The following is a 19784-nucleotide window of genomic DNA, read 5'->3' on the forward strand; positions in this document are numbered from 1 at the left end:
AGGGGGGGCTGGGCGCGGACATGGCCGATCTGGGGGGGGAGGTGTGCCCAGGGTGGGTTTGCCGGGGGGCGGCTCAGGGGCGGGCCGACATGCCCGCCCCCCCCCGGCGGGGCCAGGGAGCGACCATCGCCGAAGTTCGGCGGGGTGCCCCCCCCCAGGCCGGTGCCCGGGCCGATCACCACCGCCGGGCGCAGCGGCTCGGCAACGCCCTCGCAGACCACGCGGAACTCATCCGGTTGCAGCCGGGTCATGCCCAGGGCCATGGCCGAGAAATCGTTGACCAACAGCAGGCGCTCGACCTGCAGCGCCTGGCAGAACGCCTGGCGGTCCAGGCGCCAGTGATTGTTGGTGAAGCGGAACTCGTCGCCGCTGACCGGCCCGGCCACCGACAGGCACACCGAACCCACCGCGCCCAGGGCCAGGCCCTGCTCCTTCAGATAGGCCTTGATGGCATCTTCCGGACAACTGTAGTCCGCCGTGGCATGGACCTGGATCGCGTCCAGCTGTTGGTCTTTCCACAACGCGAACCGGGCGTTGGTGCCGCCGATGTCACCGACCAGGGCCAGTTTCAATTCAGTGTCTCCAGGGCAGAAGTGAAGGCGCTGGCGCCCTGCTCCGCCGAGCTGAAGGCCATGCGCATGAAGGCGAAGAGTTCGCGGCCGGTGCCGACGTTGTTGCCCAGCAGGCCCTTGGCCGGCTCGCGGGCGGCGAACTGTTCGGCGTCCACCTTAAGCTCCAGGGTGCCCTTGACGCCATCCACGCGAATGATGTCGCCATCCCGCACTCGGGCCAGCGCCCCGCCGACCTGGGCCTCGGGGCTGACGTGGATGGCCGCTGGGATCTTGCCCGAGGCGCCGGACATGCGCCCGTCGGTGACCAGTGCCACCTTGAAGCCACGGTCCTGCAGCACCCCGAGGAAAGGGGTCATCTTGTGCAGCTCGGGCATGCCATTGGAACGCGGGCCCTGGAAGCGCATCACCGCCACGAAGTCTTTTTCCAACTGGCCGGCCTTGAAGGCGTCGGCCAGGTCCTGCTGGTCCTGGAACACCATGGCCGGAGCCTCGACGACCTGGTGCTCGGGGGCCACGGCGGAGACCTTCATCACCCCGCGCCCCAGATTGCCTTCCATGACCCGCAGCCCGCCTTCCGGCGAGAAGGCCCGGGCCACCGGGCGCAGGATGCTTTCGTCGAGGCTTTCGATCGGGCCGTCGCGCCATACCAGCTTGCCGTTATCGAGGAACGGCTCCTGGGTGTAGCGGCTCAGGCCCGGGCCGGCCACGGTGTTGACGTCTTCGTGGAGCAGCCCGGCCTCCAGCAGTTCGCGGATCAGGAACGACATGCCGCCGGCGGCCTGGAAGTGGTTGATGTCGGCCTTGCCGTTGGGATAGACGTGGGACAGGGTCGGCACCACCTCGGAGAGGTCGGCCATGTCCTGCCAGGTCAGCTGGATGCCCGCGGCCTGGGCGATGGCCGGCATGTGCAGGGTGTGGTTGGTGGAGCCGCCGGTGGCGTGCAGGGCGACGATGGAGTTGACCAGGCAACGCTCGTCGACGATTTCACCAATGGGCGTGAAGGCGCCGCTCTGGCGGGTCAGGCGGGTGACCTGTTGCGCCGCCTCATGGGTCAGGGCATCGCGCAACGGCGTGTTGGGGTTGACGAAGGACGCGCCGGGCAAGTGCAGGCCCATGACCTCCATCAGCAACTGGTTGGTGTTGGCGGTGCCATAGAAGGTGCAGGTGCCCGGGCTGTGGTAGGACTTCATCTCCGATTCCAGCAGCTCTTCACGGCTGGCCTTGCCTTCGGCATAGCGCTGGCGCACGTCGGCCTTCTGTTTGTTGGAGATCCCCGAGACCATGGGGCCGCCCGGGACGAAAATCATCGGCAGGTGGCCGAAGCGCAGGGCTCCCATCATCAGGCCCGGGACGATCTTGTCGCAGATGCCGAGCATCAGGGCGGCGTCGAACATGTTGTGCGACAGCGCTACCGCCGTGGACAACGCAATGACCTCGCGGCTCGGCAAGCTCAGTTCCATCCCCGCCTCGCCCTGGGTCACGCCGTCGCACATGGCTGGGGTGCCGCCGGCGAACTGGCCCACCGAACCGATCTCGCGCAGGGCCTTCTTGATCAACTCGGGGAAATGCTCGTAGGGCTGGTGCGCCGACAACATGTCGTTATATGACGAAACAATCGCCACGTTGGCCGCGTTCATCATCCGCAGGCTGTGCTTGTCTTCGGCGCCACAACCGGCCACCCCATGGGCGAAGTTCGCGCATTGCAGCTTGCCGCGCTGCGGGCCGTCGCTGGCCGCACCGCGAATCAGGGCGAGATAGGCCTGGCGAGTGGCGCGACTACGGGCGATGAGCCGTTCGGTGACCTCAAGAACGCGGGGATGCATGTGTAGAACTCCAGGCTAACGGATGTGGCGACCTGTTTGTCTATGCTGGTCCAAAGCCCCGCCGCTAGGGGACAGCGGAGGAAATTCCTGACCATTCGGACCAGTTGATTCAGGTCACTCGTTGTAGATAAAACAAAATACTGCCACTAAAAAGGCTTGTTTTCTATTTCCATGCGAATAATCTTGTAATTCCAACAACAAATCCTACAACAGGCGCTTACCCATGACTCTTCGAATCGCAATCAATGGTTTTGGCCGCATCGGCCGCAACGTCCTGCGCGCGCTCTATACCCAAGGCTATCGCCAGGACCTGCAGGTCGTCGCCATCAACGATCTCGGAGACAGCGCTATCAATGCCCACCTGCTCAAGCACGACACTGTCCACGGCCTGTTCGACGCCGATATCCAGCATGACCAGGAGAGCCTGACCGTCAACGGCGACCGCATCGCGGTCAGCGCCATCCGCAACCCGGGCGAGCTGCCCTGGGCCGCGGAAAAGATCGACGTGGTGTTCGAATGCACCGGGCTGTTCACCGACCGGGCCAAGGCCGCTGCCCATCTTACGGCCGGCGCGCGCAAAGTGATCATCTCGGCCCCGGCCAAGGGCGCCGATGCCACCGTGGTCTACGGGGTCAACCACGACATCCTGCGCCAGTCGCACCAGATCATCTCCAACGCCTCCTGCACCACCAACTGCCTGGCCCCGGTGGCCCAGGTGCTGCACCGCGAGCTGGGGATCGAGAACGGCCTGATGACCACCATCCACGCCTACACCAATGACCAGAACCTCACCGACGTCTATCACACCGACCCCTACCGCGCTCGCTCCGGCACCCAGAACATGATCCCGAGCAAGACCGGCGCAGCGGAGGCCGTGGGCCTGGTGCTGCCGGAGCTGGCCGGCAAGCTGACCGGCATGGCGGTGCGGGTGCCGGTGATCAATGTATCCCTGGTGGACCTGACCGTGACCCTCAAGCGCGACACCAGCGCCGAGGAGGTCAACGCCCTGCTCAAGAGCGCCAGCCAGCATTCGAAGATCCTCGGCTACAACACCCTGCCGCTGGTCTCCAGTGACTTCAACCACAACCCGCTGTCGTCGATCTTCGACGCCAACCACACCAAGGTCAGCGGCGGTCGCCTGCTCAAGGTCCTGGCCTGGTACGACAACGAATGGGGCTTCTCCAACCGCATGCTGGATAACTGCCTGGCCCTGTGCAACGCCGAATAATCGGCTGACCATCGGCCAATGGCAGAGGTTCCCGCCAGGAGAGTGTCCACTGCCTGACGGGATGGATCACACAAGGCTTGACCACGGATGCATATGACAATCATTATCATCCGCTAAAAAATGGATCAGGCCTTGCTGTGAGTCAGACGCACTTCAACCATGTATTCCTCACTCAACGAACGTCCCTGCTACGCACGCTGGAGCGGATGGTCAACAACCACAGCACCGCTGAAGACTTGCTGCAAGAGACCTACCTGCGCGTGACCCGGGCGCTGGCCGAGCGCACCATCACCCACCTGGAACCGTTCGTGTTCCAGACCGCCCGCAACCTGGCGCTCGACCACCTGCGTGCCCGGCGCATCCAGGACCGGACCCTGCTCGAAGACGTACCGCCCCAGGTGCTGGAGAGCGTTGCCGCGCCCCTCAGCAGCGCCGAGGACGCCGCCCACGCCGAGCAGTTGCTGGAACGCCTGAACCTCAGCCTGGGTCAACTCAGTGCCCGCCAGCAGCGAATCTTCATCCTCAGCCGCCTGCACGGTCACAGCTATCAGGAAATCGCCGACGAACTGGGGGTCTCCCCGAGCACGGTACAAAAGGAACTGAAACTGATCATGGCCATCTGCATCGGTGTCGCCGAACGCCTCGAAGGCCAATGAGGCTCGACGACCAGGCAGAATGACTGCGTCAGCCCCGGGGCTTTTGCTACCCTTGCCCGGCTTTCGCTCTATCTTGAAAAAACAGCTGCGCACAGACGTGGCCGAGGAACACCCGTGACGGACTTTCACAGCGCCGAGCCCCCCACCCCTGCCGGCCAGAATCCGAATATCCAGGCCATGGACCAGGCCCTGGACTGGCTGATCGAACTGGAACACCCGACCCAGGAACAGATGAGTCAATTTCACCAGTGGCTGGCGGCGTCACCGCGCAACGCCCAGGCCTTCGCCAAGGCCCAGGCCATCTGGGATGGCCCGCAAGTGGCGCAGTCCGCCCTGGCCCTGGCCGCTCCCGCGAAGGTCTCGCCCCTGGCCCGCCTGCGCCCACATTGGAAACCCCTGGCCACCGCCGCCGTGCTGGTCCTTGGATTGTTCAGCTTCAGCAACCTGCCCCTGCGCCTGCAGGCCGACCACCTGACCCTGGTGGGCGAGCGCCAGCGCCTGCAACTCGAGGATGGCTCCCAAGTATTGCTCAATACCAACTCGGCGTTCTCCAGCGATATCGACGAGCACCGGCGCACCGCTCGGCTGTACCAGGGCGAGGCGTTCTTCGAGATCCCCGGTAATCGCGGACTGCCCCTGGAGCTGGACGCCGGTCCGGTGCGTGCCAGCGTGCGCGATACCGCGTTTGCCGTGCGTTACCTGGACGGTATCGCCCAGGTCCAGGTACAACGCGGGGACCTCGACCTGCGGGCAACCCACGCCGACCAGCGCCTGCGCCTGAGTGCTGGCGAAAGCGTACGCGTCGGCCCTCAAGGGTTCGAGCAACCGGCCAAACTCGATGCCAGCAAGGACCTGGCCTGGATCGAAGGCCGGCTGGTGTTCGAGAACTGCCCCTTGAGCCAGGTCCTGGCGGAGCTGCGTCGCTACTATCCCGGCTGGATCGTCAACAACAACGAAAAACTGGCCAATGTCGCGGTAACCGGCAACTACCGCCTGGACCAGCCCCTGGATGTGGTCCGCTCCCTGGCCCACATCACCTCGGCGCGGCTGTCGGAGCTACCGGCGCTAGTCATTCTCAATTGAGAACAATTATTTTTACGCGATAACCCCGGGCCGTACGTCTCGTTATAGCCAATGCAACTGATTCGCATTTTTGCATGTGAATCTGCACCTATAAAGATTCGTGCGACCCGGAGCGCTTTCGATGTCTTCTTGCCTCAACAGCCGATCCTCAGTTCCTCACTCCCGCCTGCATCACTGCACCCTGTCACTGCTCACCGCGGCCATCCTGCTGGCCGGCACCCATGCTGCGCCCGTTGTGGCCGCGCAAACCCCGGGCAGTTCCAGCCAGCGCATGGGCACCTACAACTTCGCCATTGCCCAGCAACCCCTGGTATCGGCGCTCAACGCCTTCAGCACGATGACAGGCTGGCAGGTCGGCCTGCCGGCCGAATTGGGCAAGGACGTGGTTTCTCCTGGAGTACGCGGCTCGCTGACGCCGGAGAAAGCCCTGGATCGGCTGCTGGCCGGCACCCACCTGAGTTATCGCAAGTTGGGCAGCAACAACATCGTGCTGGAAAAGCGCAGCAGTCCGAATGCGGTGAACCTGCAGCAAGTGACCATCAGTGCCACCCGCCAGGAACAGGACATCACCTCGGTCCCCAGCACCGTGAGCGTGCACACCCGGGAAGAGCTCGACCGGCAGAACGTCACCACTATCAAGGACCTGGTGCGCTACGAGCCCGGCGTGTCGGTAGGTGGCGCCGGCCAACGCGCCGGTATCAGCGGCTACAATATCCGCGGCATCGACAGCAACCGGATCCTGACCCAGGTGGACGGCGTCGAAGTCCCGAATCAGTTCTTCAGCGGCCCCTACGCCAAGACCAACCGCAACTACGTCGACCCGGAAATCGTCAAGCGCGTGGAAATCCTTCGCGGCCCGGCCTCGGTGCTGTACGGCAGCAACGCCATCGGCGGCGCGGTCAGCTACTACACCCTGGACCCCGACGACATCATCAAGCCCGGCCAGGACTTCGGAGCGCGGCTGAAGGCCGGCTATAGCTCGGCGGACGAAAGCTGGCTCAAGTCCGGTAGCTTCGCCGGTCGGGTCGGCGAGTTCGACGGCCTGCTGCACCTGAGCCGGCGCGATGGCCACGAAACCGAATCCTACGGCGGCAACCACGGCACGGGCCTGGCGCGTACCGCCGCCAACCCCGAAGATGTGCGCACCACCAATGTGCTGGCCAAGCTGGGCTGGAACTATGCGGACGACGCCCGCCTGGGCCTGACCTACGAGAAATACAAGGACGACCGCGATACCAACCAGAAAAGCGCCTATGGCGGCCCGTTCGACAAAGGCAAACCTGCCATTCCCGGCACTATCCTGCCCGGAGGCATGTATCAATGGCGCAAGGGCAACGATACTCTCACCCGCGAGCGATTCGGCCTGGAGCACAATTTCGCCCTGGACAGCCTCCTGGCGGACAACGTCAAGTGGAGCCTGAACCATCAGGTCGCCAAGACCACCCAGGGCACCGAGGAGTTCTACTACCCCATTACTCGTAAGGTCTTGCGTACCCGTGAAACCAAATACGAGGAGCAACAATGGGTGTTCGACGCTCAGTTGGACAAGGCGTTCGCTATCGCTGAAACCGATCACCAACTGACCTACGGCACTACGCTCAAGCGCCAGAAAGTCACCGGCTCGCGTACCGGCAACGGTGTCTGCCTGAGCGTCGGCCGCGGCTGCCCGAGGGTTGGAGCCATCAGCACTGCCGACGTGCTGAACAAGTCCAGTGACTTCCCTGACCCAACCATCAATAGCTACGCGCTGTTCGCCCAGGACCAGATCGGTTGGAATGCCTGGACCTTCACCCCGGGCCTGCGCTACGACTACATCCAGCTCAAGCCGCATACGACCCAGGAGTTCCTCAATGCCGTCAATCCCAAAGGCACTACCCAGGTCAATGTCGATGAGAAGACCTGGCACCGGGTCTCGCCCAAGTTCGGCCTGACCTACGCCTTCGACAAGCACTACACCGCCTATGGCCAGTATGCCGAGGGCTTCCGCACGCCGTCAGCCAAGGCGCTCTACGGGCGTTTCGAGAACCTCGCAGACGGTTATGTGGTCGAGCCCAACTCCAACCTCAAGCCTGAGACCAGCAAAGGCATCGAGACCGGCCTGCGGGGCAAGTTCGACGCCGGTTCCTTCGACGTCTCGGTGTTCTACAACCAGTACCGCGACTTCATCAACGAAGACGCGATCAATCCAGGCGCGCAACAAACAGCAGTCATCCAGAGCAACAACATCAAGCGCGCCACCATCAAGGGTGCCGAAGCCAAGGGCCGCTTGAACCTGGATGCCTTCGGCGCCCCCCAGGGCCTGTACAGTATTGGCTCGGTGGCTTACGCCCATGGGCGCAACAATGATACTGGAGAGCCGATCAACAGCGTCAATCCACTCAAGGGCGTGTTCGGCCTGGGCTATGAACAGGACGACTATGGCACGCTGCTGAGCTGGACCCTGGTCAAGCGCAAGGACCGAGTCGACAGCACCACCTTCAAGGCTCCGGATGGCGCCAGCAGCCAGTTCAAGACCCCCGGCTTCGGCATCCTCGACCTCACCGGCTTCTACAAGGTCACCGACGACCTGACCGTCAATGCCGGCCTGTACAACCTCACCGACAAGAAATACTGGAACTGGGATGACGTACGTGGCTACGACGGTGTCGGCGAAGCTGGCGCCACAGCCCCCGCCAACCTCGACCGCCTGACCATGCCCGGCCGTAACTTCTCGGTGAACCTGGTCTGGGATATCTGACCCTGCCCCTCACTGCTCTTTTTCATTCAGGGCAGTGAGGATTTTTTACTGTGTCGCGTCTTCTTGTTCGTCTAGTCACTAAGTGCCTCTCATTCTCAAGGACATCGGTATGACCGCCCAGGCTTGCGCCCAACCTCATCACCTGCGCTCCCAGCGCCTGAACCAGATCACCCACGAGCCGCATTCCAAGCTCGATGCCCTGGTCAAGGCCCACGCGCCCTTCGAAACCCAGGGCGCCTTCGCCCGTTTCGTGGTGGCCCAGTACCTGTTCCAGTCGGAACTGGTGGAGCTGTACAACGATCCCGAGCTGATCGCGATCGTCCCTGACCTGGCCCAGCGTTGCCGCGCCGAAGCGGCCAAGGCCGACCTCGCCGACCTGGACACCGACGTACCGGCGCCGGTCGCCGGTGCCGTGCGCAATCCGAGCAAGGCCGAGGCCCTGGGCTGGATCTTCGTTTCCGAGGGCTCCAAGCTTGGCGCCGCGTTCCTGATCAAGCGCGCCGTGGGCCTGGGCCTGAGCGAAACCTTCGGTGCCCGCCACCTGGGCGAACCGGCCGGTGGCCGCGCCGAAGGCTGGAAGACCTTCACCCGCATCCTCGACGGCCTGGAGTTCAGCGCCGAGGAAGAAGCAGCCGCGGAAAAGGGCGCCCTGGATGCCTTCAATCGCTTCACCGTGCTGCTGGAACAGGCTTACTCCAGCGCGGCACAACCGGCCTGATCCCCCGCGACTGTGGCCAGGGCACGGTGGAGTGTCCTGGCCCACAGCGGTATCCTCTGCCGCGGCCCGTCTCGCGGATCAGCCGTACCACGCGTTACCTCAGCATCGACGCCATGACCCCCATTCGCCCCCCCGCTTCGAAAATCTCCCGCCTGCTGTTCGGCGCGCTGGCCTATGTCAGCCTGGCCATCGGCCTGATCGCCATCGTGGTGCCGGGCCTGCCGACCACCGAGTTCATCCTCCTGGCCGCCTGGGCCGCCACCAAGAGCTCGCCAAGGCTCAGCGCCTGGATGGAGAACCACCGCCTGTTCGGGCCGATCCTGAGCAACTGGCGCAATGGCCGGATCGTCAGCCGCAAGACCAAGGTCAGCGCCACCGTCAGCATGCTGCTGTGCGCCGGCCTGATGCTGGGCCTGCTCAATCACCACTGGACCCTGTATGCCGCCATCGCCGGCATGACCCTGGGCAACCTGTGGATCTGGTCACGCCCCGAGAGCCTGCCGCAAGCCTCCTGAAACCCGTTATTGGCGGTTATGCCCTATGACATGCGGCATATATGCCAAGGACACGACCGTTCGTCGGCGGCGCCTCACGCAAAGGCCACCCGAGCCGATGTTCCGGGCATGGCGCTGAAATGGACTTGGCGAGCGGGGTCGTCCGACTCCGTGCTTTGCATCTGTCCTTTCGCGAGATCGCCCCATGTTCGACTCTCTCCATTCGCCTGAAGATCGTGCTGCTGTCCGGACTGTGCCTGCTGGGGGTCGTGGCCCTGATCGTCAGCATGAACCTGTACCAGAGCCGGCAGAACAATCAGCTGGTCAACGCCTCCAGCACGCGCATGCTGACCGCCGGGGTCGAAGACCTGCTGCAGGCCAAGGCGGCCGACCAGGCGGTGCGCATCCAGAAGACCTTCGGCGAGAGCCAGCTGGCGCTCAACGCCCTGGCGGACCAGGTCCGCGACCTGCGCCAGATGGCCAGCAAGCGCGGGCTGGAAGCCTCGGCCCTGCGCGAGGAGCTCAACCACAGCCTCAAGACTGCCTTCGAGCGCAACGCCCGGGTGCTCGGTATCTGGCTGGCCTACGAACCCAACGCCCTGGATGGCAAGGACAGTGAGTTCGCCAACGATACGGCCCGCGCCTCCAACGAGCGCGGACGCTTCGCCACCTACTGGAGCCGTTCCGGTGGCCAAGGGCTCAACACGGTGATGGTCGAGGACGACCTGACCAAGACCACCCTCAACCTCAGCGGTACCCCCTACAACATCTGGTACACCTGCCCCCGGGACAACCGCCGCACCTGCCTGCTCGATCCCTATGCCGACACCATCGGCGAGGACAAGAAGCAGGTGCTGATGACCACCATCTCCCAGCCCCTGCTGGTGGATGGCAAGGTGATCGGGGTGATGGGCATCGACATCGCCCTGGACTCGCTCCAGGCCGCCGCCGGCGAAGCCCAGCGATTCCTGTTCGATGGCGCCGGGCACATGATGATCGTCGCTGGCAGCGGCTTGCTGGCGGCGGTCGGCGCCGATGCCGGCCAGGTGGGCAAGAACATCAACGATACCCTGGGCACAGAAGGCAAGGACCTGCTCGCGGCGGTGACCGGCAACCAGGCCAAGACCCTGCAGCAAGGCGAGCTGATCCGCTCGGTCTACCCTTTCAGCCCGATCGCCGATGCCAAGCCCTGGGGCGTGACCATCGACCTGCCCCGGCAGGTGCTGCTGGCCGACTCGGTGAAGCTGCAGACACTGCTGGACGACGCCCAGACCAGCGGCACGCTCAAGACCGTGCTGGTCGCCATCGGCGCCGGCCTGCTGGGCCTGGCGTTGATCTGGCTCAGCGCGTCGGGCGTGACCCGGCCGATCAACAGCGTGGCGCAGATGCTCAAGGCCATCGCCAGCGGCGACGGCGACCTGACCCAGCGCCTGGACTACAGCAAGAAGGACGAGCTGGGTGAGCTGGTGGGCTGGTTCAACCGCTTCCTCGACAAGCTGCAACCGACCATCGCCCAGATCAAGCAAAGCATCATCGAAGCCCGCGGCACCGCCGACCAGTCTTCGGAAATCGCCCGCCAGACCAGCGAAGGCATGCAGGTCCAGTTCCGCGAAATCGACCAGGTGGCCACTGCCTCCAACGAAATGAGCGCCACCGCCCACGAGGTCGCCAGCAGTGCGGCCAATGCCGCCCAGGCCGCCCGCGGCGCCGACCAGTCGGCCAGGGAAGGCCTGACCATCATCGAACGCAGCACCCAGGACATCAGCCTGCTGGCCGACGAGGTGAGCAAGGCGGTGGGTGAAGTCGAGGCCCTGGCGGTGAGCAGCGAGCAGATCGGTTCGGTGCTGGAGGTGATCCGCAGCATCGCCGAGCAGACCAACCTGCTGGCCCTCAACGCCGCCATCGAGGCTGCCCGTGCCGGTGAAAGCGGCCGTGGTTTCGCGGTGGTGGCCGATGAAGTACGCAACCTGGCCAAGCGCACCCAGGACTCGGTGGAAGAGATTCGCGTGGTGATCGAGCGCATCCAGAGCGGCACCCGTGACGTGGTGACCACCATGCATGCCAGCCAGGATCAGGCGCAGAGCAATGCCGGGCAGATCCAGCAAGCGGTCCAGGCCCTGGGCAAGATCAGCGACGCGGTGACGGTGATCAGCGACATGAACTTGCAGATCGCCAGTGCCGCCGAAGAACAGAGCGCGGTGGCCGAAGAGGTCAACCGCAATGTCTCGGCGATCCGCAGCGTCACCGAGACCCTCACCGAACAGGCCAGCGAGTCGGCCCAGGTCAGCAGCCAGCTCAATGCCCTGGCCACCCAGCAGATGCAGCTGATGGACCAGTTCCGCGTCTGAGTCCGGCCCTTGTGACGCGGCAACCCGCGTCACAAGACCCGCGCCTGCGCCTCGACAGGCCATGGGGTTTCAGGGTGCAATGCCCTCCTCTTGTCGAGAGGAGCCGTCCATGCACCCGCTACTGACATCCATTCAAGCCGCCCTGGACCTGCCGCCGTCCCATCTCACCGAACAAGGCGAGGGCGCCCTGCCCTCGGCCTTCGCCGTCAGTGACCTGGCCAGCGCCAGCATCGGCGCCGCCGGGCAGGCACTCGCCGAATTCTTGTACCACCACACCGGCCGCCGGCCGGCTGTCAGCGTCGACCGGCGCCTGGCCTCGTTCTGGTTCGCCAGCTCGCTACGTCCCCAGGGCTGGAACCCGCCCGCACTCTGGGACCCGATCGCCGGTGACTACGCCACCTGCGATGGCTGGATTCGCCTGCATACCAACGCTCCTCACCATCGGGCGGTAGCCGAGCAGGTCCTGGGCGCCGCCAGCGACCGCGCGACCATGGCCACCCGGGTGGCCGGCTGGAACGCCCTGGAACTGGAGCAGGCCATGGTCGAGCAAGGCGGCTGCGCGGCGCAGATGCGCAGTTGGGCCCAATGGCAGGCCCACCCCCAGGGCCAGGCAGTGGCCGGCGAGCCCCTGGTGCACTGGCTGCCCGGTGGCGAACCCCGGGGCAAGGCCTGGAGCGGTTGCAGCGAACGGCCACTGGCCGGGCTCAAGGTCCTGGACCTGACCCGGGTCCTGGCCGGCCCCGTGGCCAGCCGCCTGCTGGCCGGGCTCGGCGCCGACGTGCTGCGCATCGATCCACCCTGGTGGAACGAACCGGCCGTCGAACCGGAAATGACCCTGGGCAAGCGCTGCGCCCGCCTGGACCTGCACGATCGCCAAGACCGCGCCACCTTCGAAGGCTTGCTGGCCCAGGCCGACCTGCTGCTGCATGGCTACCGCGGCGACGCCCTGGACGGGCTGGGCTATGACAGCGAGCAGCGCCAGCGCCTAGCCCCGGGACTGATCGAGGTGAGCCTCAACGCCTACGGCTGGAGCGGTCCGTGGCGCAACCGCCGGGGGTTCGACAGCCTGGTGCAGATGAGCAGCGGGATCGCCGAGGCGGGCATGGCCTGGAAAGCTGCGCAGCGCCCCACGCCATTGCCGGTCCAGGCCCTGGACCACGCCACTGGCTACCTGATGGCCGCCAGTGCCCTGCGGGCCCTGGATCCGTCCTGGCGCCACGGTGGCCAGGCGCGCCTGTCCCTGGCGCGTACCGCGCAGTTGTTGGTCGAGCATTCAGGCCAGGGGCCAGCCACCAGCGGGTTGCGCGGGGAAGATCAGGACGACCAGGGGCTGGTGCTGGAGCAGACCGCCTGGGGCCCGGCCCGTCGCCTGCGCGTGCCCCTGCAGATCAGCGGCACGCCGATCCAGTGGGATTGCCCGGCCGGCCCCCTGGGCGCCCATCGCGCCCGCTGGTGGTAGGCGCCTGGCTCCTCAGCTACCCAATGTCCACAACTGCTGCGCCGCATAACCGCGCCAGGGCCGCCAGGCCTCGGCGCGGGCCAGCAGTTGCCGGGCACTGGGCCGCTGGCCCTGGAGGGTGGCCATGGCATTGAGCAGGCCCACGTCGGCCGCCGGGAAAGCGTCCATCTCACGCATGTGCCGCAAGGCGATGTAATGCGCCGTCCAGTCACCGATGCCCACCAGCCGCAGCAGGCCATCGAGCCCTTGCTGCAAGCTGGCCTTGGGGTCGAGCAAACCCGGATCCGCCAGCAATGCCTGGGCCATGGTGGACAAGGTCCGGCCACGGCTGGCGGGCATGCCCAGGGCAGCCAGGTCCGCCACGGCCAGGGCGGCGGGCGTGGCGAACACCTGGGTCAGGCCCGGCCAGCCGGGATCGGCGAGTGCCAGGGGCTGGCCATGCACGGCCACCAGCCGAGTGGCGAGGCGGATCGCACCCGCTACCGTGATCTGCTGGCCCAGTACCGCGCGGATCGCCAGTTCGAAGCCATCCCAGGCACCCGGAACACGCAGCCCGCGACGCGCCTGCAGCAAGGGTTGCAACAACGGGTCGGCGGCCAGCTCATGGTGGATGCGCAGTACGTCGGCATCCAGGTCGAACTGTCGGCGCACGCGCATCACCACCTGGTCGATCAGCGCCGGGGACGGTTCCTCGCCCCCCAGGTTCAAGCGCAAATCCAACTGCTCGCCAGGCCCGGGCCGCAGGCTCAGGGTGCCCTGTCGCCCGTCGAGCTCGAAGCTGCGAGCGTAGACACCGTCCTGCACCACCTCCAGGCCGCCGATGGCGCGCACCGCGAAGAACCCCAGCATGGCCTGCCAGTCATAGGGCCCCTGGTAGGGCAGCAGGAGCCGCTGCTGCGGATTCATAGCGCCAGCAAGCCGCTGTACAGACCATAGGCGGCCAGCAACGCACCGACGATCACGGCACTGAAGATCAGCTTCTCCGGCAGGGTGAACAACGGCTCGCCCTGCTCGTGCTTGGCCTTGGCGAACAGGATCACTCCCGGCGCGTAGAGCAGCGCCGAGAGCAGCAGGTACTTGACCCCGCCGGCATACAGCAACCAGATGGCATAGCTCAGGGCGACCACGGCGATGCACAGGTCCTTGAGGCGTTCCCCCGAGGCTTGCTCGTAGGTTTCGCCGCGGCCACTGAGCAACACCGCATAGGCCGCCGACCACAGGTAGGGCACCAGGATCATCGACGAGGCCAGGTAGATCAGCTTGGTGTAGGTGCCGGCGGACACCAGGGTGATCAACAGGAACGCCTGGATCATCACGTTGGTCAGCCACAGGGCGTTGACCGGTACATGGTTGGCGTTTTCCTTGCGCAAGAAGGCCGGCATGGTCCGGTCGCTCGCGGTAGCGTGGAGGATCTCCGCGCACAACAGGGCCCAGGACAACAGGGCCCCCAGCAGCGATACCGCCAGGCCGACGCTGATCAACAAGGCGCCCCAGGGCCCGACGATATGCTCCAGTACCGCCGCCAGGGACGGGTTCTGCAACCTGGCCAGTTCCGGCTGGCTCATGATCCCCAGCGACAGCACGTTGACCAGCACCAACAACGCCAGCACGCCGAGGAAACCTATCACCGTGGCCCGCCCGACATCCGCGCGCTTCTGCGCCCGCGCCGAATACACACTGGCCCCCTCGATGCCGATGAACACGAATACCGTGACCAGCATCATGTTGCGCACCTGGTCCAGCACTCCGCCGAAATTCGGGTTGGCGCGTCCCCAGATATCGCGGGTGAAGATCTCCGCCTTGAAGGCCACCGCGGCGATCACGATGAACATCACAAGGGGCACGATCTTGGCCACCGTGGTCAGCTGGTTGATGAACGTGGCTTCCTTGATCCCGCGCAGTACCAGAAAGTGCACGGCCCACAGCAGCAGCGATGCACAACCGATGGCCACCGGGGTGTTGCCCTGGCCGAACACCGGGAAGAAGTAGCCCAGGGTACTGAACAGCAGGACGAAGTAGCCGACGTTGCCCAGCCAGGCGCTGATCCAGTAGCCCCAGGCCGAAGAAAAACCCATGTAGTCGCCGAAGCCGGCCTTGGCATAGGCGTAGACCCCGGAATCCAGTTCAGGCTTGCGATTGGCCAGGGTCTGGAACACGAAGGCCAGGGTCAGCATGCCGACCGCGGTAATCGCCCAGCCGATCAGTACCGCCCCGGCGTCGGCCCGGGCCGCCATGTTCTGCGGCAGGGAAAAGATCCCCCCGCCAATCATCGAGCCCACCACCAACGCGATCAGCGCACCCAATTGAAGTTTCTGTGCCGGTTGTGACATCCCTACTCCTTATATCAGCGAGTCGCCCTGGCGATAAAATTAGACGCAATTAAATAACTTTCTAGGAATTTGATTCTGATAGTAACAGTCAATTAACCATCCTTTATTCGGATACTCTGCCACTACCTGCCAGAACACACTGAATAACCGAGTATTTCGTTAAGAGTATGTACCAAGTGCCATCACCACCTTCGCCTTAATTAGCAAGAGACAGGATTTGCATAATCTTTGAAAGGGTCTAGCGTCAATCGACATCGATAATGGAAGTCACCTCTTGAAAGGAGATCGAAGCCTCATGGGATGGGCCTTGCAGGGCTGCATTCTACCTCTGGCTACAAACCTTAAGTCATTCATTCACAACGAAATGCAGCAATTGACTGATCCAAGTCAGCAGTTTGGATTGGCGACAGACTTAATCTGAAGTCTCTCTTCTCCTGCATTGGAGTCATGCAATGTCTGAATCTCCCGGAAAACTAAAACTGGGCGCGTTAGTCGCCCTGGTAGTGGGTTCCATGATTGGCGGGGGGATCTTTTCCCTGCCGCAGAACATGGCAGCCAGCGCCGATGTCGGGGCAGTTCTTATTGGTTGGGCAATTACTGCAGTCGGCATGTTGACATTGGCATTCGTCTTTCAAACCCTGGCCAATCGAAAACCTGACCTGGATGGCGGTGTCTATGCCTACGCCAAGGCCGGATTCGGCGACTACATGGGCTTCTCCTCGGCCTGGGGCTACTGGATCAGCGCCTGGTTGGGCAACGTCGGCTATTTCGTCCTGCTGTTCAGCACCCTGGGTTACTTCTTCCCGATATTTGGGGAGGGAAACACTCCTGCGGCGGTGATCGGTGCCTCGGTCCTGCTCTGGGCCGTGCACTTTCTGGTGCTGCGCGGGATCAAGGAAGCGGCCTTCATCAACCTGGTGACCACGGTGGCCAAGGTGGTGCCGCTGCTGCTGTTCGTACTGATCGCGCTCTTCGCCTTCAAGCTGGACATCTTCACCGCTGACATCTGGGGCGTGAAGAACCCGGACCTGGGCAGCGTGATGAACCAGGTGCGCAACATGATGCTGGTCACCGTCTGGGTGTTCATCGGCATCGAGGGCGCGAGCATCTTCTCTTCCCGGGCGGAAAAACGCTCCGACGTGGGCAAGGCCACCGTCATCGGCTTCATCACCGTGCTGCTGTTCCTGGTGCTGGTGAACGTGCTGTCCCTGGGGATCATGACCCAGCCGGAACTGGCCAAGCTGCAGAACCCATCCATGGCCGCAGTCCTGGAACACGTGGTGGGCCACTGGGGCGCGCTGCTGATCAGCATCGGCCTGATCATCTCGCTGGTGGGAGCGCTGCTGTCGTGGGTCCTGCTGTGCGCCGAGATCATGTTCGCCGCCGCCAAGGACCACACCATGCCGGAGTTCCTGCGCCGCGAGAACGCCAACCACGTACCGGCCAACGCCCTGTGGCTGACCAACGCCATGGTGCAGGTCTTCCTGGTCATCACCCTGTTTTCCAAGGGCACCTACCTGTCGCTGATCTACCTCGCCACCTCGATGATCCTGGTGCCGTACTTCTGGTCGGCGGCTTACGCGGTGCTCCTGGCAGTGCGTGGCGAAAGCTACGAGCAAGCCCTGGCCGAGCGCAAGAAGGACCTGGTGATCGGCGCCATCGCCCTGCTCTACGCGGTGTGGCTGCTGTACGCCGGCGGGGTCAAGTACCTGCTGCTCTCGGCCCTGCTCTACGCCCCCGGCGCGGTGCTCTTCGCCAAGGCCAAGATGGAATTGCACAAACCGGTTTTCACTCCTGTCGAGAAGCTGATCTTCGCGGCCGTGCTCCTGGGCGCCGCCCTGGCGGCCTACGGCCTCTACGACGGCTTCCTGACCCTGTAGCTGCACCGGCAACACCCCCTGATTGTTTTGTCTCTGGAGGATCACAGTAATGACCACGGAAAAAGTTAAGTACGGCGTCCATTCCGAAGCCGGCAAACTGCGCAAAGTCATGGTTTGCTCCCCAGGCCTGGCCCATCAGCGGCTGACTCCGAACAACTGCGATGAACTGCTGTTCGACGACGTGCTGTGGGTGGCCCAGGCCAAGCGCGATCACTTCGACTTCGTCACCAAGATGCGCGAGCGGGATATCGATGTGCTGGAGATGCACAACCTGCTGACCGACATCGTCGCCATCCCCGAAGCCCTGGACTGGATCCTGGAGCGCAAGATCACCGCCAACACCGTGGGCCTGGGGCTGGTGGAGGAAGTCGGCTCGTGGTTGCGCAGCCTGGAGCCGCGCAAGATCGCCGAATTCCTCATCGGCGGGGTCTCGGCCGACGACCTGCCCAGCAGCTTCGGCGGCAGGCCCATCGAGATGTTCCGCGACTTCCTCGGCCACGCCAGCTTCATCCTGCCGCCGCTGCCCAACACCCAGTTCACCCGCGATACCACCTGCTGGATCTATGGCGGCGTGACGCTCAACCCCATGTACTGGCCGGCGCGACGCCAGGAAACCCTGCTGACCACCGCCATCTACAAGTTCCACCCCGAGTTCACCAACGCCGACTTCCAGATCTGGTACGGCGACCCCGACCAGGAACATGGTGCCTCCACCCTGGAAGGCGGTGACGTCATGCCCATTGGCAACGGCGTGGTCCTGATCGGCATGGGCGAGCGTTCGTCCCACCAGGCCATCGGCCAACTGGCGCGCAACCTGTTCAAGAACAAGGCCGTGGAGCGGGTGATCGTTGCCGGCCTGCCGAAATCCCGCGCAGCGATGCACCTGGACACCGTGTTCAGTTTCTGCGACCGCGACCTGGTCACCATCTTCCCCGAAGTGGTCAATCAGATCGTTCCTTTCACCCTGCGCCCTGACGAGAGCAAGCCCCACGGCATCGCTATCCAGCGCGAGAAGACCAACTTCCTCGACACCGTGGCCGCCGCCCTCAACCTCAAGGCCCTGCGGGTCGTGGAGACCGGCGGCAACAGCTTCGCCGCCGAACGCGAGCAATGGGACGACGGCAACAACGTGGTGGCCGTGGAGCCCGGCGTGGTCATCGGCTACGACCGCAACACCTACACCAACACCCTGCTGCGCAAGGCCGGCGTGGAAGTCATCACCATCAGCGCCGGCGAACTGGGCCGCGGCCGTGGCGGTGGCCATTGCATGACCTGCCCGATCGTGCGCGACCCGATCGACTACTGAGCCTTTAGACGACCCACTGTCCGACCGCGCCTGCCCGGCGCCGGTCGGGCCGATCAGCGAATTCGAGGAAAATCACCATGGCCTTCAACATCCACAACCGCAACCTGCTGAGCCTGGAACACCACACCCCGCGTGAGCTGCGCTACCTGCTGGACCTGTCCCGCGATCTCAAGCGCGCCAAGTACACCGGCACCGAGCAGCAGCACCTGAAGGGCAACAACATCGCCCTGATCTTCGAAAAGACCTCCACCCGTACCCGCTGCGCCTTCGAGGTAGCGGCCTATGACCAAGGGGCCAACGTCACCTACATCGACCCCAACTCCTCGCAGATCGGCCACAAGGAAAGCATGAAGGACACCGCCCGGGTGCTGGGGCGCATGTACGACGCCATCGAGTATCGCGGCTTCAAGCAGGAGATCGTCGAGGAACTGGCGAAGTTCGCCGGGGTGCCGGTGTTCAACGGCCTGACCGACGAATACCACCCGACCCAGATGATCGCCGACGTGCTGACCATGCGTGAGCACGCCGACAAGCCGATCCACGAGATCAGCTACGCCTACCTGGGCGATGCTCGCAACAACATGGGCAACTCGCTGCTGCTGGTGGGCGCCAAGCTCGGCATGGACGTGCGCATCTGCGCGCCCAAGGCCCTGTGGCCCCATGACGACCTGGTCGAGCGCTGCAAGAAATACGCTGAGGAAAGCGGTGCGCGCATCACCCTCACCGAGGACCCGAAAGCCGCGGTCAAGGGCGTGGACTTCATCCACACCGACGTCTGGGTCTCCATGGGCGAGCCGGTGGAAGCCTGGGCCGAGCGCATCGAGCAACTGCTGCCCTACCAGGTCAACGCCCAGCTGATGAAGGCCACCGGCAACCCACGGACCAAGTTCATGCACTGCCTGCCGGCCTTCCACAACAGCGACACCAAGGTCGGCAAGCAGATCGCCGAGCAATATCCGCACCTGGCCAACGGCATCGAAGTCACCGATGACGTATTCGAGTCCCCGGCCTGCATCGCCTTCGAGCAGGCGGAGAACCGCATGCACACCATCAAGGCGATCCTGGTCTCGACCCTGGCCGACCTGTAATTCCCCTTCGGCACCGGCGCTGCCCAGGTAGCGCCGGCACCGGACTCTAGAAGGACTGCATT

15 protein-coding genes are annotated in these 19784 nt (G+C 64.3%); 11 read left to right on the plus strand and 4 right to left on the minus strand.

From position 1 onward, the window contains the following. Together ACK6AU_RS16755 and edd are read right to left on the minus strand one after the other, a co-directional pair. The coding region (locus ACK6AU_RS16755) for a glucokinase (RefSeq protein WP_409300141.1) at nt 1–572 on the minus strand (572 nt) is incomplete at its 3' end. Further along, nucleotides 569–2395, minus strand: a complete 1827-nt coding sequence (gene edd / locus ACK6AU_RS16760) for a phosphogluconate dehydratase (protein ID WP_022640445.1) — start codon at nt 2393–2395, stop codon at nt 569–571. The genes ACK6AU_RS16755 and edd, both read right to left, overlap by 4 nt. 223 nt (nt 2396–2618) lie before the next feature. Between edd and gap the strand changes: the two genes are divergently transcribed. The 8 genes from gap to ACK6AU_RS16800 all read left to right on the plus strand — a co-directional run bounded on the left by gap (nt 2619) and on the right by ACK6AU_RS16800 (nt 13118). Beyond that, complete coding sequence (gene gap, locus ACK6AU_RS16765) at nt 2619–3623, plus strand: type I glyceraldehyde-3-phosphate dehydrogenase (RefSeq protein WP_185700521.1); 1005 nt, start codon at nt 2619–2621, stop codon at nt 3621–3623. A 137-nt stretch (nt 3624–3760) separates the two neighbouring features. Beyond that, nucleotides 3761–4279, plus strand: coding sequence for an RNA polymerase sigma factor (locus tag ACK6AU_RS16770; protein ID WP_409300144.1), 519 nt, complete (start codon nt 3761–3763; stop codon nt 4277–4279). A 114-nt stretch (nt 4280–4393) separates the two neighbouring features. Continuing rightward, nucleotides 4394–5362 (plus strand): FecR domain-containing protein, encoded by a 969-nt coding sequence (locus ACK6AU_RS16775; protein WP_185700519.1) that lies wholly within the window; start codon nt 4394–4396, stop codon nt 5360–5362. Nucleotides 5363–5483: 121 nt separating this feature from the next. After that, nucleotides 5484–8099, plus strand: a complete 2616-nt coding sequence (locus ACK6AU_RS16780) for a TonB-dependent receptor (protein ID WP_409300146.1) — start codon at nt 5484–5486, stop codon at nt 8097–8099. A 109-nt stretch (nt 8100–8208) separates the two neighbouring features. Beyond that, a complete protein-coding gene (locus ACK6AU_RS16785) occupies nt 8209–8817 on the plus strand; it encodes a biliverdin-producing heme oxygenase (RefSeq protein ID WP_185700517.1) in 609 nt (202 codons plus the stop codon). Between the two features lie 113 nt (nt 8818–8930). Further along, nucleotides 8931–9332 (plus strand): YbaN family protein, encoded by a 402-nt coding sequence (locus ACK6AU_RS16790; RefSeq protein ID WP_185700516.1) that lies wholly within the window; start codon nt 8931–8933, stop codon nt 9330–9332. Nucleotides 9333–9451: 119 nt separating this feature from the next. After that, nucleotides 9452–11659 (plus strand): methyl-accepting chemotaxis protein, encoded by a 2208-nt coding sequence (locus tag ACK6AU_RS16795; protein WP_409300149.1) that lies wholly within the window; start codon nt 9452–9454, stop codon nt 11657–11659. A 109-nt stretch (nt 11660–11768) separates the two neighbouring features. Beyond that, nucleotides 11769–13118 carry a CoA transferase gene (locus tag ACK6AU_RS16800; protein WP_409300151.1) on the plus strand — a complete coding sequence of 450 codons (1350 nt, stop codon included), beginning with the start codon at nt 11769–11771 and terminating at the stop codon, nt 13116–13118. Nucleotides 13119–13130: 12 nt separating this feature from the next. On the opposite strand, the gene ACK6AU_RS16805 is transcribed toward ACK6AU_RS16800, so the two are convergent. Continuing rightward, a complete protein-coding gene (locus ACK6AU_RS16805; protein ID WP_409300153.1) occupies nt 13131–14024 on the minus strand; it encodes a DNA-3-methyladenine glycosylase family protein in 894 nt (297 codons plus the stop codon). Next, nucleotides 14021–15448, minus strand: a complete 1428-nt coding sequence (gene arcD / locus ACK6AU_RS16810; RefSeq protein ID WP_409300155.1) for an arginine-ornithine antiporter — start codon at nt 15446–15448, stop codon at nt 14021–14023. Before arcD (ACK6AU_RS16810) ends, ACK6AU_RS16805 begins: the two co-directional genes overlap by 4 nt. Nucleotides 15449–15900: 452 nt before the next feature. Between arcD (ACK6AU_RS16810) and arcD (ACK6AU_RS16815) the strand changes: the two genes are divergently transcribed. The 3 genes from arcD (ACK6AU_RS16815) (at nt 15901) to ACK6AU_RS16825 (ending at nt 19722) form a co-directional block, all read left to right on the plus strand. Further along, on the plus strand, nt 15901–17328 hold the full coding sequence (gene arcD, locus ACK6AU_RS16815) for an arginine-ornithine antiporter (RefSeq protein ID WP_409300157.1): 1428 nt from the start codon (nt 15901–15903) through the stop codon (nt 17326–17328). Between the two features lie 49 nt (nt 17329–17377). Next, nucleotides 17378–18634, plus strand: coding sequence for an arginine deiminase (gene arcA / locus ACK6AU_RS16820; RefSeq protein ID WP_409300159.1), 1257 nt, complete (start codon nt 17378–17380; stop codon nt 18632–18634). A 77-nt stretch (nt 18635–18711) separates the two neighbouring features. Continuing rightward, the gene (locus tag ACK6AU_RS16825; protein ID WP_409300161.1) at nt 18712–19722 is read left to right on the plus strand and encodes an ornithine carbamoyltransferase; all 1011 of its coding nucleotides are present in this window, start codon (nt 18712–18714) and stop codon (nt 19720–19722) included. Nucleotides 19723–19784 lie beyond the last annotated feature (62 nt).

The organism is Pseudomonas sp. KCJK8993, assembly GCF_046230915.1.
Classification (GTDB): domain Bacteria; phylum Pseudomonadota; class Gammaproteobacteria; order Pseudomonadales; family Pseudomonadaceae; genus Aquipseudomonas; species Aquipseudomonas piscis.